The sequence below is a fragment of the Vibrio sp. 9-16B-A1 genome (assembly GCF_056726165.1).
In genome coordinates this window covers 1-24,503 of the sequence record NZ_JBSDZD010000004.1, presented here as the reverse complement: position 1 = coordinate 24,503, position 24,503 = coordinate 1, and the positions used below count along the sequence as shown (strand labels likewise).

Annotated in this window: 15 protein-coding genes and 1 pseudogene; 8 read left to right on the top strand and 8 right to left on the bottom strand. The window is 51.7% G+C overall.

The genetic code is table 11. The annotated features are described in order from the left end of the window. Nucleotides 1-266 precede the first annotated feature (266 nt). Nucleotides 267-1,496, top strand: coding sequence for a peptidase T (gene pepT, locus ACVB80_RS08140; RefSeq protein ID WP_481080789.1), 1,230 nt, complete (start codon nucleotides 267-269; stop codon nucleotides 1,494-1,496). 54 nt (nucleotides 1,497-1,550) lie between these two features. Here pepT and ACVB80_RS08135 read toward each other — a convergent pair whose 3' ends face one another. Continuing rightward, nucleotides 1,551-2,930 (bottom strand): MATE family efflux transporter, encoded by a 1,380-nt coding sequence (locus ACVB80_RS08135; protein ID WP_481080788.1) that lies wholly within the window; start codon nucleotides 2,928-2,930, stop codon nucleotides 1,551-1,553. 66 nt (nucleotides 2,931-2,996) lie between these two features. Between ACVB80_RS08135 and ACVB80_RS08130 the strand changes: the two genes are divergently transcribed. Continuing rightward, the gene (locus ACVB80_RS08130; protein ID WP_481081073.1) at nucleotides 2,997-3,890 is read left to right on the top strand and encodes an AraC family transcriptional regulator; all 894 of its coding nucleotides are present in this window, start codon (nucleotides 2,997-2,999) and stop codon (nucleotides 3,888-3,890) included. A gap of 1,435 nt (nucleotides 3,891-5,325) precedes the next feature. Here the strand turns inward: ACVB80_RS08130 and ohrR are convergent. Further along, entirely contained in the window at nucleotides 5,326-5,760 is a 435-nt protein-coding gene (gene ohrR, locus ACVB80_RS08125; protein WP_481080787.1) for a transcriptional regulator OhrR, read from the bottom strand. Between the two features lie 111 nt (nucleotides 5,761-5,871). Between ohrR and ACVB80_RS08120 the strand changes: the two genes are divergently transcribed. Next, the gene (locus tag ACVB80_RS08120) at nucleotides 5,872-6,288 is read left to right on the top strand and encodes an MAPEG family protein (RefSeq protein ID WP_481080786.1); all 417 of its coding nucleotides are present in this window, start codon (nucleotides 5,872-5,874) and stop codon (nucleotides 6,286-6,288) included. Nucleotides 6,289-6,393: 105 nt separating this feature from the next. On the opposite strand, the gene ACVB80_RS08115 is transcribed toward ACVB80_RS08120, so the two are convergent. Then, entirely contained in the window at nucleotides 6,394-7,314 is a 921-nt protein-coding gene (locus tag ACVB80_RS08115; protein ID WP_481080785.1) for a LysR family transcriptional regulator, read from the bottom strand. A gap of 172 nt (nucleotides 7,315-7,486) precedes the next feature. Between ACVB80_RS08115 and ACVB80_RS08110 the strand changes: the two genes are divergently transcribed. The 5 genes and pseudogenes from ACVB80_RS08110 to ACVB80_RS08090 all read left to right on the top strand — a co-directional run. Next, nucleotides 7,487-8,680 carry an MFS transporter gene (locus ACVB80_RS08110; protein WP_481080784.1) on the top strand — a complete coding sequence of 398 codons (1,194 nt, stop codon included), beginning with the start codon at nucleotides 7,487-7,489 and terminating at the stop codon, nucleotides 8,678-8,680. A 66-nt stretch (nucleotides 8,681-8,746) separates the two neighbouring features. Then, nucleotides 8,747-8,986 (top strand): RNA recognition motif domain-containing protein, encoded by a 240-nt coding sequence (locus ACVB80_RS08105; protein WP_481080783.1) that lies wholly within the window; start codon nucleotides 8,747-8,749, stop codon nucleotides 8,984-8,986. 721 nt (nucleotides 8,987-9,707) lie between these two features. Next, the gene (locus ACVB80_RS08100) at nucleotides 9,708-9,971 is read left to right on the top strand and encodes a hypothetical protein (RefSeq protein WP_481080782.1); all 264 of its coding nucleotides are present in this window, start codon (nucleotides 9,708-9,710) and stop codon (nucleotides 9,969-9,971) included. Between the two features lie 137 nt (nucleotides 9,972-10,108). Continuing rightward, complete coding sequence (locus ACVB80_RS08095; protein ID WP_481080781.1) at nucleotides 10,109-11,860, top strand: hypothetical protein; 1,752 nt, start codon at nucleotides 10,109-10,111, stop codon at nucleotides 11,858-11,860. Nucleotides 11,861-12,040: 180 nt separating this feature from the next. Further along, nucleotides 12,041-12,437 (top strand): annotated as a pseudogene (locus ACVB80_RS08090) (transposase); the annotation flags it as partial. A gap of 143 nt (nucleotides 12,438-12,580) precedes the next feature. On the opposite strand, the gene pbpC reads toward ACVB80_RS08090, so the two are convergent. The 5 genes from pbpC to ACVB80_RS08065 all read right to left on the bottom strand — a co-directional run bounded on the left by pbpC (nucleotide 12,581) and on the right by ACVB80_RS08065 (nucleotide 24,427). Next, nucleotides 12,581-14,716, bottom strand: coding sequence for a penicillin-binding protein 1C (pbpC, locus tag ACVB80_RS08085; RefSeq protein WP_481080780.1), 2,136 nt, complete (start codon nucleotides 14,714-14,716; stop codon nucleotides 12,581-12,583). After that, nucleotides 14,716-19,368, bottom strand: a complete 4,653-nt coding sequence (locus ACVB80_RS08080) for an alpha-2-macroglobulin family protein (protein ID WP_481080779.1) — start codon at nucleotides 19,366-19,368, stop codon at nucleotides 14,716-14,718. The genes pbpC and ACVB80_RS08080 overlap by 1 nt, the downstream gene beginning before the upstream one ends. 2,476 nt (nucleotides 19,369-21,844) lie before the next feature. Next, nucleotides 21,845-22,354 carry a P-loop NTPase family protein gene (locus ACVB80_RS08075; RefSeq protein ID WP_481080778.1) on the bottom strand — a complete coding sequence of 170 codons (510 nt, stop codon included), beginning with the start codon at nucleotides 22,352-22,354 and terminating at the stop codon, nucleotides 21,845-21,847. Nucleotides 22,355-22,528: 174 nt separating this feature from the next. After that, entirely contained in the window at nucleotides 22,529-23,008 is a 480-nt protein-coding gene (locus ACVB80_RS08070) for a lecithin retinol acyltransferase family protein (RefSeq protein WP_481080777.1), read from the bottom strand. Between the two features lie 307 nt (nucleotides 23,009-23,315). Then, nucleotides 23,316-24,427 (bottom strand): IS3 family transposase gene (locus ACVB80_RS08065; protein WP_481081072.1). Its coding sequence is split into 2 segments (ribosomal slippage): nucleotides 23,316-24,175 and nucleotides 24,175-24,427, totalling 1,113 coding nucleotides; the frame shifts between segments, so codons are not numbered across the junction. Nucleotides 24,428-24,503 lie beyond the last annotated feature (76 nt).

The window sequence follows — 24,503 nt, the reverse complement described above, 5'->3', positions numbered from 1 at the left end:
TGTTTCTTTCCGGCCCGGTACTCTCCGGGCCTTCAAATGGTATGACCTGGGTCAAATCATACCCATCTCTGATGTGTTCCTGATTCGGTATCAGGCGAAAAACTGATTTACCGCAACTTCTGTTACTTATGAAAGCATACACTGGATTGCATCGATTCATCCCGGAAGAAGTCTGTGTTCTCGTCAGTTGAGCGAATTTTATTCTAAGACTCTCCCGGCTTTTCTGAATACGGAGCCCGCCTCCGGTAAGTGAGATTAGGAAAACCATGGAAAATTTAACAAACCGCTTTCTCCGTTACGTGACCTTTGATACCCAGTCCGATCCAAAAAACAGCCACTGCCCGAGCTCTCCGGGTCAGCTGGTACTGGCTGAGCTGCTGAAAAACGAAATGACTGAGCTGGGGCTGGAAGATGTCAGCCTGGATGAAAACGGCTACCTGATGGGCCGCCTGCCTTCGAATGTGGAGCATGAAGTACCAGCGATCGGTTTTATCGCTCACATGGATACCGCGCCGGATGCGTCCGGTCTGAACGTTAAGCCGCAGATCATTGAAGATTACCAGGGCGGTGACATTGCCCTTGGCGTGGGTGATGAAGTACTGTCTCCGGTTCAGTACCCGGACCTGCACAAGCTGCACGGCCATAACCTGATCACTACCGATGGCACGACTCTGCTGGGCGCGGACAACAAAGCGGGTATCGCAGAGATCCTGACCGCGATTGAAGTACTGAAAGCCAACCCGGACATCCAGCACGGTGACATCTGTGTCGGTTTTACCCCGGACGAAGAGATCGGTCGCGGCGCAGACCTGTTCGACGTTGAGAAGTTCGGCGCGAAATGGGCATACACCATCGACGGCGGCCCGCAGGGTGAGCTGGAGTTTGAGAACTTTAACGCGACCGGCGCAGATGTTATCTGCCATGGCGTAAGTGTTCACCCGGGTACTGCCAAAGACAAACTGGTGAACGCGATGAACATTGCCGCTCAGTTCCAGATGATGATGCCGGCTGATGAGACTCCTGAAACCACAGAAGGTTATGAGGGTTTCTATCACCTGAAGTCTATCGAAGCTAATGTAGCCCGCACTGAGCTGGGTTATATCGTGCGTGATTTCGATGCAGAGGGCATTGAGCGCCGCAAAGCCTTCATGCAGCAGAAAGTGGATGAGCTGAACGCGAAGCTGGAAAAAGGCCGTGTGGAACTGGTACTGACCGATAATTACCGCAATATGCGTGAAATGGTTGAGCCGCATCCACACATCATTGAACTGGCGAAGCAGAGCATGGTGGAATGCGATGTGGAGCCGCTGATCAAGCCGATCCGTGGCGGTACCGATGGTGCCCGTCTGTCATTTATGGGCCTGCCATGTCCGAACATCTTTACCGGTGGCTACAACTTCCACGGTATTCACGAGTTTATCTCGATTGAGCAGATGGAAAAATCAGTACAGGTGATCGTGAAGATTGCTGAGAACACTGCAAAGCAACACGCTTAAGTGCGCTGAAGCTGAATATAACAAGCCCCGGATGAACCGGGGCTTTTTTATGACTTATGCCTGAGCAGTCTGCAGGGTCAGGTTGGCAACCCAGCGCTTTTCGCGGTAGCGGCGATAGCAGAGGAACAGACGAACAAACTCCTCGCTGATGATCGCCAGGTATACCCAGCCAAAGCTCCACTCACCGATAAAGGCACCGTAAGCGGTCAGCGGGATACCCACCATCCACATTGCAATCAGGTCCATGCGGATAAAGAACATGTGTTCACCACCGGCGCGCAGAACGCCGTTGATAATGATCATATTCAGCATCCGGATCCAGATAGCCGAAGCCATTACCGCAATAGCCGGCAGCGCGAACTCATACAGCTCTGGTGTGTTCAGGTTCAGCGCGGCGATCACATAGTCACGGCCGAGCAGCAGCAGGGCGCCCAGCGACAGACCAAGGATGATTACCGATTTCATCATGGTCTTTGAGATCATCTGGGCATCATCAAACTCATCACGCCCCAGTGACTGGCCGATCAGCACCGAACAGGCTACTGAAATTCCGAAAAATACCGAGTAACACAGTGACTCGAATGGAGCGATCATGCTGTACACCGCCAGTTCAGTGGTACCGATATGACCGATGATCATCTGATAACTCAGGGTACCGGCCGCCCACAGGGTGGCGCTGAATGAACTCGGGATCGCCAGCTTCTTAAACGACATCCACAGCGTATGGTGCTTTGGAATGTAGCGGCTGGTCAGAAGCCAGTTGCGGTTGTAGCTCAGAATCGCCCACATGATCAGCACCTGCGCCATACGCGACAGGGTGGTCGCCAGTGCTGCACCGGCTACGCCCATCGCAGGCAGGCCGAACATTCCGTGGATCAGTATAAAGTTCAGCGTAATGTTCAGCGCAATCGTCAGGGTGCTGATAATAAGCGGCAGCATTGCGTTACCACTGGAACGCAGTGACGATTCAACCGTGATGATCCAGTGGGTCAGCAGCAGTACCGGGAAGCTGTACAGCATATACTCGGCACCGGCGGTAATAACCTGCTGGTCGCTGGTTTGCAGCAGCATGATTTGCGGCGCAAATACGGTGATCAGCGCAGTGACCGGAATAATGATCACAGAACCGAACTTCAGTGCCTGCATGGTGACGGTTTTGGCGTGGACTTTGTCCTCTTTACCCCAGTATTGTGATACCAGAACGCCGTTAGCCGCGGCCATACCAGCCATGATCATCAGCGCGACAAACTGCCAGCGCGAAGCAATACCGACCGCGGCCGTCGCGTGCTGGCCAAAGTCACTGACCATCAGAACGTCAGCCATTGCCAGAATCGCAACCAGTGCACTCTGAATGGCAACCGGGAAGGCAAGCTTAAGTACGCGGGGTAATAAACCCTGCTGATGAACGGTTGGTGTTAGTTTGTGTATAGTCATTGTTTGCCCTCCTTATTTATTTATCATTAATGGCGCAGAGCATAACCAGGTTTGATTATGAACAAAATGTGGGAAAATCCTGAAAACCTGTGCGAATTTGACATGAGCAAATTTGCATCAATTGAAAACTGGAAAGATGAGATCTATCTGGCGGACGGTTGCCGTGAGCGTTTTCTGACTCAGACGGACTTCCCGGAGTTTGTTCAGAACCAGATCTTTATGGCCGGACTGACGGTGCTGGAAGAAGGCTACCATGTAGAGCGGACCAGACCGGAGCTTCACACCCTGCTCTTTACCCTTGAGGGCTATGGCGTGCTGACCACCAAAGACCAGGTGATAATGATTGAACCAGGTACGGTGACGATCCTGCCTGCCGGGCAGCCGTTTCGTTTTGAGTTGTATGACGGGGATATCGGCTGGAAGATGTCCTGGCTGCTGCTCGACAATACCCCAAAATGGCATCAGCTGGTACAGGCCGGGCAGCGGGTTGATGGGATGGGTACCTGTGAGCAAATCTGGTCGCTGCTTCAGCTCCTGCATACCGAGATAGGTGGTCGAGCCGCTTACCGGACCCTGTTTCTCAGTGAGCTTACCCGTCTGCTGCTCGGTGCAGGTACCGCAGACAGCCCGTCTACGACTCAGCTCCGGGTGCAGAGTATGTTTAATGATGTGGAGTCCCAGCTTCACCAGCCGTGGACGGTCGCAGGCATGGCCCGGCGCTGTTTTATCACCGTTGAGCAGTTAAACCGGGTCTGTAAGCAGCTCTATGGCTGCACGACGCAGCAAAAACTGATTAGCCTGCGCATGGAAAAGGCCCTCGACCTCCTGCACTACCAGGACTGGAGCGTAGCCATGGTCGCCCAGCGTCTGGGCTACCCGGACCCGTTTAATTTTACCCATCGTTTCCGGCGTTTTCACGGGCTCTCGCCGACGGAGTACCGGAAGAAGATTCGGGGGTAAGGGCACCAACACCACCACACCGACGGTGTCACCCTGAACCCGGTTCAGGGTCTGCCCACAGCGCACCGTTTCGGTTATGCGTCAGCAACCCACAAAAGTAAAAGGTAATGCTGCAACTATGGTGAAGTCGCTGCCGCGAGGTGACTCTGCGTTTGCTGGGAGAAGATCCTGAGTCGCGCTTAACCTGCTGAGAGAGGTGAGGGTTATGGGGGAGCGCGCTCAGGATGACCGCTGTCGGTGCTGGTGGCTGTTTGGATTCTCAGACTGCGTTAGGGGATCCCGGCTCGCGCCTGCCTGTGAGTGTGTGATTACGTTCAGTGGAGCGCGTCCGGGATGACAAATTGTTTTTATTACAATGAATTATAATAACTCCGGTCATCCTGGGCCTGACCCGGGACCCCGTAAAGCGATCCGTAAACTCAAAAGGATAACCGCACTAAACAGTACGGCCTATCCACGAACACCTGTCTGAATCAGGCCACCAACACCACCATACCAAATATGTCACCCTGAACCCGATTCAGGGTCTGCTTACAGCGCGCCGTAACAGTTAGGCGTCAGCAACCCACAGAAATTAAAGGTGATACCGAATTAGCTGTAACTATGGTGAAGTCGCTGCCGCGAGGTGACTCTGCGCTTGCAGGGAGAAGATCCTGAGTCGCGCTTAACTTGCTGAGAGAGGTGAGGGTTATGGGGAGCGCGCTCAGGATGACCGCTGTCGGTGCTGGTGGCTGTTTGGATTCTCAGGCCGTGTCAGGGGATCCCGGCTCGCGCCTGCCAGTGAGTGTGTGATTGCGTTCAGTGGAGCGCGTCCGGGATGACAAATTGTTTTTATTACAATGAATTATAATAACTCCGGTCATCCCGGGCCTGACCCGGGACCCCGTAAAGCGATCCGTAAACTCAAAAAGATAACCGCACTAAACAGTACGGCCTATCCATGAACACCAGTCTGAATCAGGCCACCAACACCACCATACCAAATATGTCACCCTGAACCCGATTCAGGGTCTGCTCACAGCGCGCCGATCCGGTTATGCGTTAGCAACCCACTGAAGTTAAAGGTGATACCGAATTAGCTGTAACTCTGGCAAAGTCGCTGCCGCGAGGTGACTCTGCGCTTGCAGGGAGAAGATCCTGAGTCGCGCTTAACTTGCTGAGAGAGGTGAGGGTTATGGGGAGCGCGCTCAGGATGACCGCTGTCGGTGCTGGTGGCTGTTTGGATTCTCAGGCCGCGTCAGGGGATCCCGGCTCGCGCCTGCCAGTGAGTGTGTGATTACGTTCAGTGGAGCGCGTCCGGGATGATAAATGCTTTTTATTAACAATGAATTAAAAGAAAAATTGGTCATCCCGGGCCTGACCCGGGACCTCGTAAAGCGAGCCGTAAACTAAAAAAGATCACCGTTCCAAACAGCACAAACAGTTCAGCACCACATCAGCTCAGCTTCTGCACCAAAGAATCCGTAATCCGTTTCAGCTCCAGCGCGTCTTCCATGGCCAGGTCTACTTTACAAGCCAGTTTACCTGGCACTGAGGCGGCCTTGTGTTGCAGTTCTTCGCCCTGCTCAGTCAGGCTGATTTTCATTACCCTCTCGTCCTGGCTGCTGCGGTTGCGGCTTATCAGACCCTTTTGCTCGAGGCGTTTAAGCAGAGGGGTCAGGGTGCCGGAATCCAGATGCATTTTCCTGCCTATCTCTTTCACGTTAAGCGGTGCCTGTTTCCACAGCACTATCATCGTCATGTACTGAAGGTAGGTAAGATCCAGCTCATCGAGCAAAGGCCGGTATGCCCGCAGAACGGCGTTACTGGCGCTGTACAGCGCGAAACAAATCTGGTTTTCGATATCAATAATGCTGTCTGTGTCTTTCATGGCGTCTGATTGCGAATAAATAAGTTGTGCACAATATACTTGATCTTTTGACCTGACTCCAATAAAGTTGCGAATAAATCAATTGCGCGCAATTTATCTGGAGTCAAACCTATGTTCGCTGAATACCATGCAGCCATTACTGCCCTGTTCTTTATCATCCTGACCGTTGTTGTGCAGGGATTCGTAGCAACCATCGCTCACCGTAAGCAGAGCGCATATGTTCCGGGTGTGGTCGCTGACAATCTGGGCCATGAATCTTTTGTGTTCCGCAGTCACAGAACGCATCAGAACTCACTGGAAAACATCATCCAGCTGATCGCACCAGCCATGCTTGCGATGTTTATTGGCGTTGATGCCTTCTCACTGGCTGTTGTGCTGTGGGTGTTTGCGGCAGCAAGGGTGGTTCACATGGTGCTCTACTACGCGATCGCGACGGAAAAGAATCCAAGTCCACGCAGTTACTTCTACATGATAGGTTTCTTTGCCAACGTTTATCTGCTGGGTATGGTCGGAATGGCTCTGATCTGAGGAAGAAAAACCAAACCAAAAGCGGCGGGGCTGTGATGTTGTGGGCTGCTCTGGTAACAGCCTCCACCCTCGCGACATCCTGAACTGCTGCTTCACTTTCACAGGCTATTCAAATCGCTCGCTAAAATATTCTGTCATAAAATCCAGAAACAGCCGCAGCCTTTTGGGCTGATGTTTCCGGCTCAGATAAATCGCATTCAGATCAGCGCCCGCCGAAGAAGTGGAGGTGTTAAAGTTTTTCATATACCCGTCTAATATCGTCACCAGTCGCTGCTGGCGGATATCATCCTGTACATCAAGGATCGATTTGAGCGCAATACCCGCACCGTCCAGAGCCCACTGACGAATCACTTCACCATCATCAGAAAAACGCCGGGGAACCACGGTGATGGCATGGTGTTTTTCTTCGTCCTGAAAGTGCCAGCTTTTCAGCTCTTCGTTGCTGCGCATCATCGCCAGGCAGTCGTGATCGGCCAGATCCTGAGGTGTCAGGGGAGTGCCTTTGCGCGCCAGATAATCCGGAGATGCGCACAATACCCGCCGGCTTGATGCCAGTTTGCGTGAGATAAGGTTACTGTCTGCCAGCTCTCCATAGCGGATCACCACATCCAGGCCGGACTCAGCCAGATTGGATAAGTTGTCGTTGAGGTACAGGTAAGGCACCACATCCGGGTAGCGGCCGGAAAATTCTGAGATGAGCGGGGAGAGATACTGCTTGCCGATATCCCTTGGCGCTGAAATCTTCAGGGTGCCGCGCACTTCCCGGGTTCCGGTCTGGAGTAAGTTCTCTGTCTCTTTGACGCTGTCGATAATGTTCAGGCAGGCCTGGTGATACATAGCGCCGGACTCTGTCAGGGAGATGTGCCGCGTACTGCGGTTGAGCAGCTTCACTCCATACCTTTCTTCCAGCGCCTGCAGCCTTGCTGTCACAGTGGCCGGCGACAGGTTTAACTCCCGTCCGGCTGCAGCTAACCCGTTATTTTTGACGATGCTGACAAACAACGTCATGTCAGAAAACTTGTCCACACGCACTCCTGAATAGTGATTATTCGTCTCATCCAAATAATGATTTCAATTATTGCTCAATTATCAAATTAATCCTAATGAATATACTGGCTCCATTCAGGTAACGGCGGTGTCACGGCAAGCCTTACTGGCACCGCAGAACTTAAACAGATTCAACACAAAGAGATTTCCCATGAACAGAGAAAAAATGCCGTTACAGGTCTGGATCCTGACGCTCGCCGCCTTTGCCATTGGCACGGCAGAGTTTGTCATCGCAGGTATTCTGCCTCAGGTCGCAGGCTCGCTGGCCATTACGGAAGGGCAGGCAGGTTACCTTATCAGTGCTTACGCGCTGGCCATTGTGTTTGGTGGCCCTTTACTTACCATCTATCTGGCCCGTTTTAACAAAAAAGCGGTGCTGGCCGGGTTAATGGTGTTGTTTATCCTTGGCAACCTGATGTCAGCTTTTGCGCCTGACTATCTGGTGCTGATGGTCAGCCGGGTGATCACCGGCCTGGTACAGGGGCCTTTTTATGGAATTGGTGCCGTGGTCGCGACTAACCTGGTGTCTGAGAAAATGGCAGGCCGCGCGGTCGGGCAGATGTTTGCAGGGCTGACCCTGGCGAACGTACTGGGTGTTCCTGGTGGTACCTGGATTGGCCTTCAGTTTGGCTGGCATACCACTTTTATCACCGTGGCAGCATTTGGTGTGGTCGCCCTGCTGTTTATCATCTCTGCTATTCAGTCGACAGGTCATGGTGAAGCCAAAGACGTAAAAGCTCAGCTGGCAGCGTTTAAAAATCCGATGCTGCTGATAAGCCTGGCGATCACCGTGTTTGCCTGGTCCGGATTTATGACCATGTACGGCTATATCGCACCAATCGCGATGCACATCACCGGCTTTGGAGAAAATGCGGTGACCTGGATTCTGGTCATTGTTGGTGTGGGACTGATTGTGGGCAATACCCTTGGTGGCCGATCTTCTGACAAAAACCTGCAAAAAGCATCGATGTTCTGGGCTTCTGCCATGATTGTGTCACTGGTGCTGGTTGGTCTTTCGGTGGAAAGCAAATGGCTGTTTGTCGTCACTGCCTTTGTTTTTGGTATCGCCTCATTTGCGAATGTACCAGCCATGCAGCTGCGGGTAATGAACCATGGTGGTGATGGCCAGGAACTGGCAGCGACCGCCAACATATCGGCCTTTAACCTGGCGAATGCGTTTGGTGGCTTCCTCGGAGGCATGGTGTTGGACAGCCAGTTGGGCGCAGGCATGATCCCTTATGCGGCCGTTGTGGTTCCTTTGATTGGCCTGTTGTTCATCGCCAGAGCGAATCGGGGAGAGCAGAAGACCGGGGAGGCGCGATTGGGAACTGTGCTGTCAGACTAAAACTCTCCTTGGTTTGCCTGCCCATACCTGAGACAATTGCACCGCAACTTACACCAGGTAAATATTATGAAACTTTTAGTCCGCAATTTAGCGCGAACCACAACAGAGCACGAAGTTCGGGTTCTGTTCTCTGCTCACGGCACTGTTACCCAATGTGATTTGGTTTTGGATCAGGAAACAGGCCAGTCAAAGGGTTTCGCGTTCCTTGAAATGCCAGACGAGAATGAGGCAAAGGCGGCGATGAACAGCCTGAACCTGACGACTGTAGCCAAGAGCAAGATTCGGGTAAAACCTGCCCAAAACTAAGCAAGTAGTGAGGGAGCCATTTTGGCTCCCTTTTGTTATTTCAGGGCTTCTCAGTTCGCCTCACCAGATCCCGGCTCGCGCCTGCCTGTGAGCGTGTAATTATGTTCAGTGGAGCGCGTCCGGGACGACGATTTTCTTTTATTACAATGAATTAGAAAACAAGCACGGTCATCCCGGGCTTGACCCGGGATCTCGTGAAGCGATCCGTATATTCAACAAGGGCACAGTATTAAACAAGCCGGGTTGTTCGTTAGCAACACACTGAAATATGGAGCTTATATAGAGTCCGTTGTAAGTATGGCGAAGTCGCTACCGCGAGGTGACTCTGCCCTCGCTGACAGCAGATCCTGAGTCGCGCTTTACCTGATGAGAGTAGGGAGGGTTATGGGGAGCTTGCTCAGGATGACCGCTTTCCGTGCCGGTGGTTGTTTGGGTCTCTCAGAACGCCTCACCATCAATAAACACTCACAAACACCTCAGAACACGAAAATGGATTACAGGCGGTGATCTTATGCCTGCCGGAGAGCGATTCTGCGCTTATTTTGTCTTCACTGACTTTGTCATCCAGATACCAGCGTACTTCGTCTGATGACGCTTTCAGTTCGATGAGCTGGCCGGGGTAGGGGTAGATGTAGCTGCCGTCTTCCGGGCTGATGATGTCTATGGTGGTGCTGTTGGTGGTGAGTTGCTGACGCCAGGATTTCAGGGACTGGGGCCATTTGTGCAGGTTTTCCGGCTGGTTGTCGCGGCGCAGGGTGCGTGGGGTCAGGCCATCTATGGTCCAGGCGGTGCGTTTGATGTGGCAGTCCGGATCGCGGACCAGGCGGGCGTTGAGGCCGCTGGGCCAGCAGATTTCGGTGGCCTGTACGGATTCCGGTTGTTCTGTGGTGAGCGTATCGTCCGGGAGCAGGTCGAATACATCGCAAAAGGCAAGACGCGACCCCAGTTTTGCGTAAGAATTAACAGCTGCTGCCTTTTGCTTTAATAGGTAATGTGACTATTAAAGCAAAAAAGGATCCCTACAAGCAGAAAATACATACCCAGCAAATTAATGATGCACAATTCATTGAGTTAAGTGATAAAATAATATGAAACAACACTAAAATCAGCTGGCAACTCTAAATGAAAAAAACACACACTTTCATTATTTTAATTTCTACAATCTTATTAGCTGCGTGTGGAGGGGGGGCTGATAGCAGCTCTTCAGCCGCCGCAAGAAACAAGATCACAATATCAAGCCAAACAGAGCGCTTAACCATAGAGCCATCAAGTGTATCGACTACACCGATCGATTTTAATTTATCGCTCTCTTTCTCCGAGCCAACTAATGTCTTCTATCGTATCTCTGCTGCTAATTACCCGATGGTAAAAGACAGTAGCCTACAGATTCACTCGGATTCGAGTGCAACTCTTACCGTCTACTTTGCGGCCTTTGCTGGGTTAAGTGAAGGGACATACAAAGATACACTCACCATTGAGTTTTGCTACGACTCCACTTGTAGCAGCTACATTAGCGGCTCCCCGACTCGAATTCCTGTTGAGTTCATTGTTCCCAAAACGCAAGTAACTTCTTCGCTCGCCGATATAAACGTCAATGCTAATGAGCTGATAAATGGTATGACTCTGCCTGTTTCGCTTCATCTGCAAGGAGTTGATACCAGTAGCGTCTACATCCACCCAAGTGCGCAGGGCAACTTAATAAACCATATAAGTAGGTCGGAGATCAGTTCCTCACAGGTAGACTTAAGCCTTCATTTTTCTCCCGTCAATCTACAGTTCATTGACCAGTACTCAGCAAGTGTCAACGTCAATGTTTGTTACGATATGTCATGCAATCAACATGTAAACGGTAGCCCGATAGTATTACCAGTAAATATTGATTATGAAGCGAAAAATGCTTTCACGGTAGCTCAACAGCATAAGCTCAACCACAACGTTATCGACGCCGAATTCAGTTCAGCGCTGAATGCGATTGCCGTTGTCTCTAGCAAACCCGAAAATGCTTTATACCTTTATGACTCAAGCTCTTTTGCTGTGAGCAAACTGAAGTTAAACAAAGCACCAGTTGCAGTTGCGGTGGCCAAAGACAATGGCAATATCATTGTGGCTCATGACGCCCTTGTGACTGTAATCAAATCAAGCTCGTTGGACCTCTCCAGCTCGAGTGTCTCTGAAATACCTTCCCCAACCAGTGCATTTGACGTCGCAGCGCATGCTAATAAAGCCTTCATCGTTCCAGCTGATGGACAATGGACTGAATTATTCATTCTTAATACTGACACTTCTGCAGTAACAAAATCGACCAATTGGAGCTTACGCCACCGATCAAAAATAAAGCTATCGCCCGATGGAAGTTCACTCTATCTAATGACGACAGACGTATCGCCGGCTGATATTGAGAAATATGCAATAACCCAAGACAGTGCCAGCTATGCCTATGACTCCCCTTATCATGGTGACTACAGTATGTGTAATGACTTATGGATAGACAAGAGCGCCAGAATTTACACAAAATGTGGTAACACATTTACGATAGATGCGGATAAATCAAAAGACATGATTTACTCAGGCCAGTTGCCACTAAGTCAGGATGCAAGTAGCTGTAGTAACCGAATTACATCTCTTGCTGAATCTGCCAGTCAGAGTGAAGTACTATATTTTGAACAAGCTGATTGTTACCAAATAGGAAAAAATACCTTACTAAAAGTATCTGATAGTCAATATCTTGGTGAAGCAGCCACTTACAGCTTACCGAGGATTGAGAATCAAACTCAGCAAGGTCAATTTGTCTTTTACGATAATGCCAATAAGGCGGTGCTGATCACTCATAATAACGATGAAAGCAACTTTTACTTGTTAACCCCTGCCCTCTAGAACAAGGCATTGTTCAAAGCTCATAAAAAGGCCCGCTATGACAAGCGGGCCTTTTTTATGTCGGAGGACATTAAAGATTAAAACTTTTCTGCCTCCGAAGCCTTTCTCTTCTTGTAGTGGTCTAATAAACCCGGACACCATTTCAGGTGGTAGAATCCCCACCAAAGAAAGAGGTGTTCCATGACAAGACAACGTCGTTCATTTTCCGCTGAGTTCAAATTTGAAGCGGCCTGTTTGGTACTCGACCAGGGTTACTCAGTCCCAGAAGCGAGTCGTTCCTTAAACATAGGGGAAACGGTCCTCAGACGCTGGGTCAAACAGCTTAAGCAAGAACGGAATGGAGGTACGCCAACTTCCAAAGCTTTAACGCCAGAGCAGCAGAAGATCCAAGAACTAGAGGCTAGGATTAATCGACTTGAACGAGAAAAGGTCATTCTAAAAAAGCTACAGCTCTCTTGAAGTCGGACGAACTCGAACGTACACGATGATAGACCAATTGAGGGAGCAAGAGTCTGTCGAAATGGTCTGCACAGTATTCGATGTTGCAACGTCTACTTATTATGAGCACCGTCAGAGGCACCACGCGAGCAAATGGGGTCGCGTCTTGCCTTCTGCTAGCAACACGTGGTGCTAACAATGTCTGCTATTTCAATTATTTGCTAATGGGCGACTAATACGGCACGTTGTCAACAGATCCTGAAACTGGTGCATACAGACCCCTCAATAAACACTCACAAACACCTCAGAACACGAAAACGGATTACAGGCGGTGATTTTGTGCCTGCCGGAGAGTGATTCTGCGCTTATTTTGTCTTCACTGACCTTGTCATCCAGATACCAGCGTACTTCGTCTGATGATGCTTTCAATTCGATGAGCTGGCCGGGGTAGGGGTAGATGTAACTGCCGTCTTCCGGGCTGATGATGTCTATGGTGGTGCTGTTGGTGGTGAGTTGCTGACGCCAGGATTTCAGGGACTGGGGCCATTTATGCAGGTTTTCTGGCTGGTTGTCGCGGCGCAGGGTGCGCGGGGTCAGGCCGTCTATGGTCCAGGCGGTGCGTTTGATGTGGCAGTCCGGCTCGCGGACGAGGCGGGCGTTGAGGCCGCTGGGCCAGCAGATTTCGGTGGTCTGTACGGATTCCGGTTGCTCTGTGGCCAGGGTATCGTCCGGGAGCAGGTCGAACACATCGAACAGCAGCGGGGCGGCCATGGTGGCGCCGGTCTGGCCGACGTAGGGGGAGCCGTCAGGGCGGCCAACCCAGACTCCGGTGGTGTAATCTGCGCTCACTCCGATTGCCCAGGCATCACGAAAGCCGTAGCTTGTACCGGTTTTCCACGCGATTTTGCGGCCGAATTTGCTCCGGGCCCGGTCGGGTGGGCGGATATCCTGCAGTATCGCTTTCACAATCCAGGCACTTTCCGGAGACATCAGGCGCGCCTGCTCTTCCGGGTCATGGACGGTGAAGCGGGGTTTGATCGCCTCGCCACCGCGGGCGAGGGCAGAGTAGTACATCACCAGTTCCCGCAGGGTTGAACCACCGCCGCCAAGGGCTACGGTCAGGTTGGCTTCGCTCAGCCGCAGTGAGCTGCCGAGCACTTCCATGTTTTCGGTAAAGCGGGGAACGCCGATGTGGCTCAGCAGCCTTACCGGAGCCACGTTCTTTGAGCGCTGCAGCGCTTCACTGGCAGAGATCTCCCCCTGAAAACGGTGATTGAAGTTCTGCGGTTTGTAATCGCCAAAACTCAGCGGAATATCCGTCAGCAGGCTTTCTGAGTGGATCAGGCCATCATCCAGCGCCATAGCGTAGATAAAAGGTTTGAGGGTGGAGCCCGGCGAGCGTACCGCTTTGGTCATATCTACGTGACCGTAGCTGCGGGTGCTTTCGATATCCAGCGAGCCTTTGTAGACCCGGATCCTGCCGGTTTCGTTCTCCATCACCAGGGTGGCGACGGACAGATCACTGTCGAGTGACGAGAAGCGCCGGGCGATCAGCGAGCTTACGCTGGCCTGCCATCGGGCATTGATGAAGGTGGATATGTCGCTTTCATTTTCCCAGCGTTTTTTCAGCTCTCTGGCCAGCAGGGGCACGTCGCGTTTGATCGGCAGACGCCGCGATACTACCGCCTCTTTTGAGAGAAGCTCATACTCAGCAGGGGTGAGCAGCTGATGGCTGACAAGGCGCTCCAGCACTTTATTGCGTGCCTTAAACGCCCGCTCCGGATAGCGATCCGGGCGGTAGACGCTCGGGCGCTGGGGCAACACCGTCAGCAGGGCGGCTTCTGAGATGTTCAGCAGGCGGGCTGATTTGCCAAAGTAGCGCTGGCTGGCGGCCTCCGCCCCTTCGATGTTGCCGCCCATTGGCGCATAGGTCAGATAGAGGCTGAGAATTTCATCTTTTGAGTAGCGCTGTTCGAGCTGAAGTGCGCGGAAGATCTGCACCAGTTTACCTGTGTAGCTGCGGTCGCAGTCATACAGCAGGCGCGCCACCTGCATGGTGATGGTTGAGCCGCCGGAGATGATCCGGCCGTGGATAAGGCGCTGGCCCGCCGCCCGGATAAGCGCGGCAGGGTCAACGCCCGGATGAGAGTAGAACTGCTGGTCTTCATAGGCCAGCAGGGTGGAAATATAGACCGGCGAAACCTGAGAGACATCCACCGGCGTTCTGAACACGCCATTGTGATCGGCAAACTGGCGCAGTGTTTCATGGTCTTCGGCGCGGACGTTTACCGCGTGACTGCGCTGCCCGATATCAGGCAGAGGAAACGCCCGGTTAAGGGCGTTCCAGCTCACCCAGACAAGCAGGGCGGTGGCCAGCACCGCGCCTGCTGTTTTCAGGTAAGGTTTACAGCCGGTCATCAGCGTTTAATGGTCAGCTTCGCGGCTGTGCCCGGTGGCTCATACACAAAGTGCTCCGGCGAATACATATCTTCAATAAAGATATGCGGTACAACCGATGTGCCCGGGGTTTCTGCGCGCATCACATAGTAGTATGTGTATTCCTCTCCGGCTGAATAGCTGCCTGCGGTGACAAACCGGTCGTTTCGGTACTCCGTCATTTCTGACTCTGACGATGCAAAGTCCAGTGATTTAAGCAGCTCTGCAGAGCCGGTGTAGTCAGGATTTTCCAGCACCATGCCCGCTGGCAGGTGCTCAATCAGCATTCCCTGCTCTACGTTTTGCAGCAGCTCAAAGGTCACCCGGGCGATGATGATATCACCGGTGCGTACCTTCGCCAGATCCACTTCAGAGCCTTCCCGGTTCAGGTAGGCTCGCTTAACCAGCTCCGATTCAATGCTGCTTTTCAGCAGAGCCGGGTCGGCATAGCCTTCAATGGATTTGGTCACATACAGGGTGTGCTCTGAGGTGTTGATGAACTCATCCCCCGGCAGCATAGGGACAGGCTCAGAGAGAACGACTTTTTCGTGATTGTGGGTGACTTCTGCGCTCTGGGTGTTGAGCGCCTGCAGGTGGAAGCCGGCCATGGCCAGTGCGTATTTCTCCTGGGTGCTGAAGTAACGGCGTTCCTTCACCTTCGCGAGGATGGCTTCCGCATGCATGGTGCGCAGGGTTTCCAGCTCTGGATCGATCGGGCCGACTTTCTCCAGTTCGCTCACCAGTGAGATCACTTTGGCGCTGGATGACATCGCAGAATCGTAGTAGTTGTCGCTTTGCGGCTGAGCATAGTACTTCAGGGTGAGCTTACTTCTGACAAAACGCACCAGGCTGTGTTGCCTGTCACCCAGCAGATAGAAGGTCGCCCCCAGATAAGCCGCCGTCAGGCTGTCTTTGGTTTTAAGAGACTTGAGGTTATGCCTTGCTTCCGCAAAAGAGAGCAAACCGTGGGAGGCCAGTACATAACCGGCGTAGGCTTTGTCATCCGTATCGGAAGAGTTAACCAGATGGTACTTCACCCGGTTGACGGTGCGTTTAACCGTATCTTCGTTCACCAGGCCAGGATAGCGCTGGTTGGTGGCTAAGAAGAAGTCAGCGACATAAGCCGTCAGCCAGGCGCGCTCTGTTGAAGCGCTTCCCCACAGCCCGTAGCCACCGTAGCTGTTTTGGTAGTTTTCCAGCCGCGAGATGGTCCGCATCAGAATCTCTTTTTCGGACTTATCACCGGCTGCCGCTTCTTTCAGAGGAAGCAGGCTGTCTTCATTGAGCAGCCACGGAAAGGCTTTACTGGTGGTCTGCTCAACACAGCCATAAGGGTAACGGAACAGATCGCGCACAAACGCCATTGGCTCAACTTGCGGGGTGCGGCTGAACGAGAGTGAGCTGGTGCCCTGTCCCATTGGCAGAACGCCATCCCACTGCGCCGGGGTAATCCGTACTGCGTCACCTGGTGCCAGCACCCGGGCGTCTTTTTTGGTTACAAACGGCGATGGTGAGCGCACAGGCACCCGCCAGCTGCGGTTCACGTTCAGTACATCACTTTGGATACTCAGACTGAGCGAGGCCATATCAACCGCGTTACCGGCGATGACATCCACACTCATTTTTGTTTTCTTACCCGGCTCCAGCTCTGCTGTGAAGCGGGTGTCGCCCGACAGCGTAATACCGCCAAGCGCGCTGAGGCTCAGTTCAATGGTTTGGTTTTCATCGGTCTGGTTGGAGACTTCCATCATCACCTGGCTCTGACTGCCGGTAGCGAAGAAGCGCGGCACGGACAGCTCTGCAACAACAGGCGCGCTGACGGTGACATCTCCTGCCTGGTGACCAAACCGATTGCCATCAAAGGCGGTCGCGACGACCTGAACTTCACCGTTATAGTCCGGAACGCTGACTTCAATACGGGCTTCACCGTTCTGGTCCACTTTCACAGGCGCAAATACCTGGTTGAAGCTCTTGCTCTCGACCAGATCGTTGAGCGCTCTGTTGCCGTTACCTTCTTCATCGCCGCCGTAGCGGTGGCGGATAAACGACGACGGGCGGGATTCAAACTGCCTTGAGTAGAGGTCTATGATATCGGCGCTGAGGCGTTTCTGGCCGTAGAACCAGTCAAATACCGACGGCACCTTATAGCGGGAGAGGTTGGTAATACCTTTATCCGCGATGGTCAGCACCACGTATGGATTTTCCAGCGCCTGCTGGCTGTCTACCTTAACTGTGACCGTTTGAGTCATCAGGGGAATGAACTTCTCCGGGGTGTCCACTTTCACGTTCAGGCGGCGGTTGTCGCGGTAGAGTTTCACCGGGGAAACGGCCAGCAGACGCCTTGTAAAGGAGTTCTCACTGTTGACCATAGTCGCGATCAGGTACAGGTCATGGCGGGCCAGATCGGCCGGGATTTGGATCTGAACTGTGGTTTTGCCTTCAATGCGCTGGTACGTCTGCACGTAGGACTTATCTCCGACCAGTTCGAACGATGCGAGGCCATTGACCGGCGAGTTCACTTCCACACTGACGGTGTCCCCGCTGTTGTAGCTCTCTTTATCCAGCCGCATGGCCAGTTGATCCGGTTTCACCGGGATTTGATCCGCGCCATCGCGCCAGCCAACGTAGAAAGGATAAACCGTCTCCTGTCCGTCCGGGGAGGTCGCGATAATACGGTAATCTCCCCATTCCACCGGGATGCTCAGCTCCTGCCCGCTCTCATTCAGGGCAAAAGGTTTGGATTCGATGATGCGCCATTTGTCATCCCGTTTCAGCCGCCAGCCGGAGCTCTCGCTGTGAATCCAGTAGTAACCGCCGCGGTTGCGTTCAACCCTCAGGTTGATCTCACCAGGCAGAGCTTTACTGCCGGCACCATCAAGCAGTACCAGTGAGAAGTTCGCGTTTTCGTAGTAGCCGAATTCCTCTGAAGCCGGACGAATACCTACCACGGACTTTCCGTTCGAGACCACCAGGCGTTTAACCCTTGTAGTCGTGGCGCCGCCTTCTTCAAACAGCTGGCTGGTCAGGGTCAGTTTTGCCGGGCCGTCCAGCGCCTCGGGTTTGATTGCGTCCAGTTTGAAGCTGATGTGTCCTTCTTCATCCAGCTTGAGATCCTGGGTTTCCGGGCGGGCGGAGTAGACGATGTGGTGTTTTTTGCCCACATAGAAGTCTTTAAACTTCCCTGAGAAATGCCGGATTGAAGAGAGGGAGCTGGCAACCACAAAACGGTTACCGGAAGCCTTCTGCCCGAACAGATAGCGGCCAAATGCCTTTCCGTTGAGCGCTTGCCCGGCCGCTATGGTGGCTGGTACGTCTACTTCAAGGTCCATACGCTCAGGCACAAATTCCGCCACGTTAAAGAAGAACTGACCAAACCCGGCCGTCGCGTTACGGTTGGCTTTTACCACCAGGCTCCATTTGCCCAGGCTGGCTGATGGAGGAATGGCAAAATCGAGTTTGAACAGACCGGCGACGGTTTCTTCAACCATCTGAGACAGGGCGACTTTGCCATCGGGTTTGATGACTTCCACATACACGCTCTTTTCAGCCGGCATCTCACCGCTGGCTTTTCGCAGCAGGATGTTCGCAGAGATCGTTTCCCCCGGTTTAAACAGGTCACGGTTAGAGAAGATGAACGCGCCTGGTTCCTGCTGGCGCTGGCCACTGACTGCAAAATCAGAGAGATCAAGCGGGACTTCCTTCATCGGCAAAATGGCCACACGGCCCTGGCTTTCGACCATAAACACGTCCGTTGAGTTGCGCTCATGGTAATCGAAGCGGGCGAAGCCGTCTTTAAGTTCTGCGGTGGTGCGAATGCCGTCCTTGCTGATCACGCTCAGCTTGCCGCTGGCAAGCGGTGTGTCGCTGCCCAGATCTACCGCCTGAACCGAGGCCTGATTGCCAAACAGTTTTGCCTGCAGGCCAATATCGCTCAACAGCACATGGTAAAGCGATGGGTCGTTAAAAGAGTTGGAAGGCTTGATGGTCAGCACATACCAGCCGCTGCCCAGTTCATCCGGCAGGACAAGGTTTGAGATTTTTCCCTCATTCGGCAGGCTCGCCGGAAGTTTGAAGCTGAGATCCGTCTGATGCTCAAAGTTTTTTCTCAGCCGCTGGGCACTCCAGGTGTTCAGCCGGTTGGTGTAGTAATACTCGCTGAACAACTCTGGCGCGTTATCGACTCTGTATACCGAAACGGTGGCACCTGTTGTATTCACGCTCTCAACCGGGATAGCCCGGTCACCACTGGCATTTAAGAACGGCCCGCTGCCCAGCACCCGGATTGTCGGTGCCTGCTCATAGACGGTGATGGTTTCGGTTTTCTCCAAATCCTCATCCAGGTCTGCGCCGGTAAAGGTGACTTCATATTCACCGATCCCATAGTTATTCACCGGAAAATACTGGAAAGAGTGGTCTGCCGACAGGATCCAGTTCGTTTTGATTTCAGTCTTGTCTTTGCTCACCGGGAAGTGAATGACCTTATCCGCATCTTCAAGACTGACGATAATACTGGTCTTTTTATTGATCTTCCCTTCGGATACCTGGGTGACCGTAGCGGCGGGGGACTGAGTTGCAAAGGCAAAGCACAAGCAAAACAGCATGAATTTGGCAGCAGCCTGAATTGAGGTTTTCATATTCGTTACTCATTCCATGGTAATGAATTTTATGACGGGGGACGTTGTTCCTGAACATCGTTAAGCCTGACCTGCTGTGATGAAATCGCCGGACCAGGAAGAAAGCCACACTTCCACGACGTCTCATTACATAAGCAGGTTCTGATATCTCTAACGGGATCAAGGGGTTTGATTAAATCATGGTGCAACTTATTTCACAATGATGAGGTGGGTGAGAAGTGGAAATATTGATGCTGGATCTTGTTTGTGTGTGGGTAGCTGGTCCGGCGTTGCCTTTTATTGGAGGAGGCCTCTGAATCTGTGGACAGTATTCCGCCTTAGTTAAGTGTCAGCAACACACTGAGACAGCACGAAGTTGTCAGAAACCGTCTAACAATAGTGAAATGGTTGGCAATCAAATCTCGTGTATAGTTATTCATTCATGCAGAATAAAACACCAGCTGCGCTTACCGCTGGCAGGCAGCAATACCAACAGCAAATTAGTCATACAAGAGGTTATCTTATCAATGAAAATGAAAGTAACGTTTCCTTCAGGCAGAACAGCTACTTACCTGAATAACATCGAAAGTCTTATGAAATCATTTGAAATGGCAGGGATTCGCTATGAACTTATCAAAGACAACACGCCGGGCCAGCGTTCAAACCGATAACTATACCGGTCACTGGCCATCTTCTGGCATTGTTCTTCTGTTCAGAGTTCAATGTCAGATGGGTTAAGTATTAAATCTGACATTTGAGTGTTTTATTGATAATGGCATAGTTATTCAGTTTGCTCATGCGCTAATCCGAAAGCTGAATAAGCTCACCGTTCCAGACAGCACAAACTGTCCGCCAGTACCAGCCTGTTTCAGGCCACTCCCATTACCGCGCCCACCGTGTCACCCTGAACCTGATTCAGGGGCTGCTGACAGCGCGCCGACTAATCAGGTGACAGCAACCCACAGAAATTAAAGGTGATACCAAATTTGCTGCACCTGTTGCAAAGTCGCTACCGCGAGGTGACTCTGCCCTTGCTGAAAGAAGATCCTGAGTCGCGCTTTACCTGCAGAGTGCGGGGTGGGTTATGGGGAGCGCGCTCAGGATGACCGCTGTTCGTGCTGGTGGTATTTTAGTTTCTCAGATCGCGTTACGGGATCCCGGCTCGCGCCTGCCTGTGAGTGTGTGAATAAGTTCAGTGGAGCGCGTCCGGGACGACGAATTCTTTTTATTACAATAGATTAAACGAAAAACTCGGTCATCCCGGGCTTGACCCGGGATCTCGTAAAGCGATCCGTGAACTCAATAAGAGCACCGCTCTCGGCAGTATGTACTGTCCGCCAACGCCAGGTTGTTGCAGGCCACTCCCATCACCATACCCACAGTGTCACCCTGAACTTGATTCAGGGTCTGCTGACAGCGCGTTGTATTGGTTGTGCGTTAGCAATTCACTGAAATATAGGGCGTTGTTAGTGTCAGAACTTGTAGGCAAAACGCAAGACGCGACCCCATTTGTTCCACTTGCTGAAAGAAGATCCTGAGTCGCGCTCTACCTGCAGAGCGCGGGAAGGGTTATGGGGAGCACGCTCAGGATGACCGCTGTTCGTGCTGGTGGTAGTTTCAGTCTCTCAGATCGCGTTACGGGATCCCGGCTCGCGCCTGCCTGTGAGTGTTTGATGACGTTCAGTGGAGCGCGTCCGGGAAGACGAATCCTTTTTTATTACAATAGATTAAAAGAAAAACCTGGTCATCCCGGGCTCGACCCGGGATCTCGCAAAGCGAGCTGTATACTCAGTAAGGTCACTGTACCAAACAGCACAAACTGTCCGCCAGTACCGGCCTGTTTTAAGCCACTTCCATTACGACACCCACCGTGTCACCCTGAACTTGATTCAGGGTCTGCTGACAGCGTGTTGTATCGGTTATGCGTTAGCAACCCACTGAAGTTAAAGGTGCTACCGGGTTCGCTATAAGTATGGAAAAGTCGCTACCGCGAGGTGACTCTGCCCTTGTTGACAGTAGATCCTGAGTCGCGCTTTACCTGCAGAGCGCGGGGAGGGTTATGGGGAGCTTGCTCAGGATGACCGTTGTTCGTGCTGGTGGTTTTTCAGTTTCTCAGATCGCGTTACGGGATCCCGGCTCGCGCCTGCCTGTGAGTGTGGGATTATGTTCAGTGGAGCGCGTCCGGGACGACGAATTTTCTTATATTACAGTGAATTAAAACAAACCACCGTCATCCCGGGCTTGACCCGGGATCTCGTAAAGCGACCTGAAAACTCAATAAGGGCACAGTTCCAAACAGCGTGAACTGTCCGCCAGTACCGGCCTGTTTTAAGCCACTCCCATCACCACACCCACCGTGTCACCCTGAACTTGATTCAGGGTCTGCTGACAGCGTGTTGTATTGGTTATGCGTTAGCAAACCACTGAAATATAGGGTGTTGTTAGTATCAGAACTTGCAGGTAAGACGCAAGACGCAAGGCCTGCCCCTCCTTATTTTTAGCATGTTGTTTCCGCAACAAATGCGTTGACTTGTGAGCGTGTAGTAAAACGTATTTTCTTACCGTGAAAATCGTTGAACAATTGCTGATGAAACTGCAATGAGCTTTTGGACTCTCGTTCCGAGTACTCAGAAGCCCACTGCAATAACTCGCTAAAATTTTTCTCCGCCTGTTCCACATCAAGTTGCTTCGAACTCTCTGACCCCCTCGCACGAAGGGAACTCTCACATACGGACCACTCTAAATCCAGGAATATCAATGTATCAGCAGAAGGTATAAGCTGTTCAGCTAAGGCACCAAATACCCCTTCAATCACCCAACTATGTTGAGTTCGTAAACTAGCAATTTCATCTTCAATTGCTTCAGGGGATCGTTTCCGGTTATAGCCACCGGGCTCCCATACAATTGAGTCTAAGTTAACCTCTTGCAACTGGAGCTTTCGTGACAACTGCTCTGACAACCAGCTCTTTCCTGATCCCGAATTGCCAATGATGAGAATTTTTTTCATGTTGCTCCTACATGCTAACGCTTGATCCACAGACAAAACCCGAGTGTTGTTAGGGTCAGGTCTTGCTTCTTGCTAGCAAAAGGCAAGACCTGACCCTGAGGGTTCACTCATTATTTTTACAAGACCAGCCCCCTTTTTCCCTACTGACAAGGAGAAGGCTCATATGTGCTATACCTATTTTTTCTCGACGGCTTTAGTAGCTAAAACAGCTAGACCACCCAGAGCTAATGCACCACCGAGAAACTTAGCAAACTTCGGATTTTCTGAGCATAAACCAACTAAGCTTGCGCCTAAAACAGCACCAGTTGCACCAGCAACAACTTGAGTCGAAGACATTTTCAACCCTGTAGCCCATTTAGCAAAATGCTCACAGTTTCGGTCTGTTAGTGAGTATTTCCACTCTCCAATTTGAGAACGAGCGAGTTCGAGTACCTCTGGCACTGGGCGGTCGTAAGTAACTTTAGCTGGATAGGTATGTTTACCTTGAGTTACTACATCCCAGCTTTCTTCTTGAACGGTGCCATTTCGCTTAGTTGCAGAAATGAGCATAGGTAGCCCCTTTTCACATAAAGAGTCTGAGACTAAAGACCAGTGCTGATAAACACCAAAGTTGCTGACAACAATATCGCCAGCATTTAGGTTTTGAATTGACATATGTATCCCTACATTTGATTAATTGACGATATCAATATGTAGGCATATTTTTGAATTTCAAGTGGTTGCATAGGTATGGCGCCCAATTAAGCGGCTGCTAACGCCACAAAACTTAAACCAGAGCACTGTAAACACCGCTGCCAACCGGAACCAAAAGCGAGTGTTGTTAGCGTCAGGTCTTGCTAGCAAAAGGCAAGACCTGACCCTGAGGGTTTCTGTACCAGCCTGTTCTAAGCCACTCCCATCACCACGCCCACTGTGTCACCCTGAACTTGATTCAGGGTCTGCAGGTGTAACCCTCCCTGTTTTAGTGGCATTCTAAATTAGAGGTTTTCCTGTTTTCATGCCTTGCTAAATACTCCCAGGGAGTCAGATCATTCAGTGATTCATGAGGGCGTTCATCGTTGTACTCCCTCATCCAGTTTTCCGTCAGTTCCCGGACTTCACTCAGTGTTTTGAACACATACATGTCCAGAACTTCTGTCCGGTACGTCCGGTTAAAACGCTCGATATACGAGTTTTCTGTGGGCTTTCCTGGCCGAATGAACTCAAGTTCCACCTTGTTTTTTTCTGCCCATTCAGCCAAAGCGGTTGAGATAAACTCTGGCCCATTGTCCATTCGCAGTTTTCCGGGATAGCCTCTCCAGGCAATGATACGTTCGAGAACCCGTATCACCCGTGGAGCGGGCAGATTCAGGTCCACTTCAATCGCGAGTACTTCACGGTTGAAGTCATCCACGACATTGAATGTGCGAAAGCGTCTGCCACAGTTCAGTGAGTCACTCATAAAGTCGATAGACCAACAGCTGTTGACCCAGTCCGGGCATATCAGGGGCGCGGGCTCGCGCTTGGGTAAGCGTTTTTTGCCCTTGCGGCGCATGTTCAGTTTCAGAGAACAGTAAACACGATGAACCCGTTTATGGTTCCATGCATGCCCCCAACGCCTGAGCACGGCAAATACCTTGCCAAATCCGTATGCAGGATACCGCTCAGTTACTTCCTGAAGTTTGGCTATCACCTCATCATCCCGGTGAGGATCTGGCCGGTAGCGATATACCGAATCACTGATGCCAACTGCGCGGCAGGCCATTCTCAGGCTGGTTTGGAACTGTTTGCGAACATAATCGACCAGTTCCCGTTTAACCGCTGGCTTTAGAGCTTTTTTTCCAGAATGTCTTTGACAATGCGATGCTCAAGGCTGAGATCAGCAAACATCTGTTTGAGCCTTCGATTCTCATCTTCAAGCTCTTTCAGGCGTTTCACATCCGATGCTTCCATACCACCATACTTGGATTTCCAGTTGTAGTAAGTCGCATCAGAGATGCCATATTCACGGCAAACTTCATTGACCTTTCGGCCTGCTTCCACTTCCTTGAGGATCCTGACGATTTGTGTCTCTGTGTAGCGTGATTTCTTCATCATGCGTTCTCCGTTTGTTTCAGTGTAAACGGAAAAGCTCTAATTACTAGTGACCAGTTTTTTGGGGAGGGTTACA

Excerpts from the sequence above, each read along its gene's own strand:
- pepT (WP_481080789.1), top strand. The coding sequence starts at position 267 with ATGGAAAATTTAACAAACCGCTTTCTCCGTTACGTGACCTTTGATACC.
- ACVB80_RS08135 (WP_481080788.1), bottom strand. The coding sequence starts at position 2,930 with ATGACTATACACAAACTAACACCAACCGTTCATCAGCAGGGTTTATTA.
- ACVB80_RS08130 (WP_481081073.1), top strand. The coding sequence starts at position 2,997 with ATGTGGGAAAATCCTGAAAACCTGTGCGAATTTGACATGAGCAAATTT.
- ohrR (WP_481080787.1), bottom strand. The coding sequence starts at position 5,760 with ATGAAAGACACAGACAGCATTATTGATATCGAAAACCAGATTTGTTTC.
- ACVB80_RS08120 (WP_481080786.1), top strand. The coding sequence starts at position 5,872 with ATGTTCGCTGAATACCATGCAGCCATTACTGCCCTGTTCTTTATCATC.
- ACVB80_RS08110 (WP_481080784.1), top strand. The coding sequence starts at position 7,487 with ATGAACAGAGAAAAAATGCCGTTACAGGTCTGGATCCTGACGCTCGCC.
- ACVB80_RS08105 (WP_481080783.1), top strand. The coding sequence starts at position 8,747 with ATGAAACTTTTAGTCCGCAATTTAGCGCGAACCACAACAGAGCACGAA.
- ACVB80_RS08095 (WP_481080781.1), top strand. The coding sequence starts at position 10,109 with ATGAAAAAAACACACACTTTCATTATTTTAATTTCTACAATCTTATTA.
- pbpC (WP_481080780.1), bottom strand. The coding sequence starts at position 14,716 with ATGACCGGCTGTAAACCTTACCTGAAAACAGCAGGCGCGGTGCTGGCC.
- ACVB80_RS08080 (WP_481080779.1), bottom strand. The coding sequence starts at position 19,368 with ATGAAAACCTCAATTCAGGCTGCTGCCAAATTCATGCTGTTTTGCTTG.
- ACVB80_RS08075 (WP_481080778.1), bottom strand. The coding sequence starts at position 22,354 with ATGAAAAAAATTCTCATCATTGGCAATTCGGGATCAGGAAAGAGCTGG.
- ACVB80_RS08070 (WP_481080777.1), bottom strand. The coding sequence starts at position 23,008 with ATGTCAATTCAAAACCTAAATGCTGGCGATATTGTTGTCAGCAACTTT.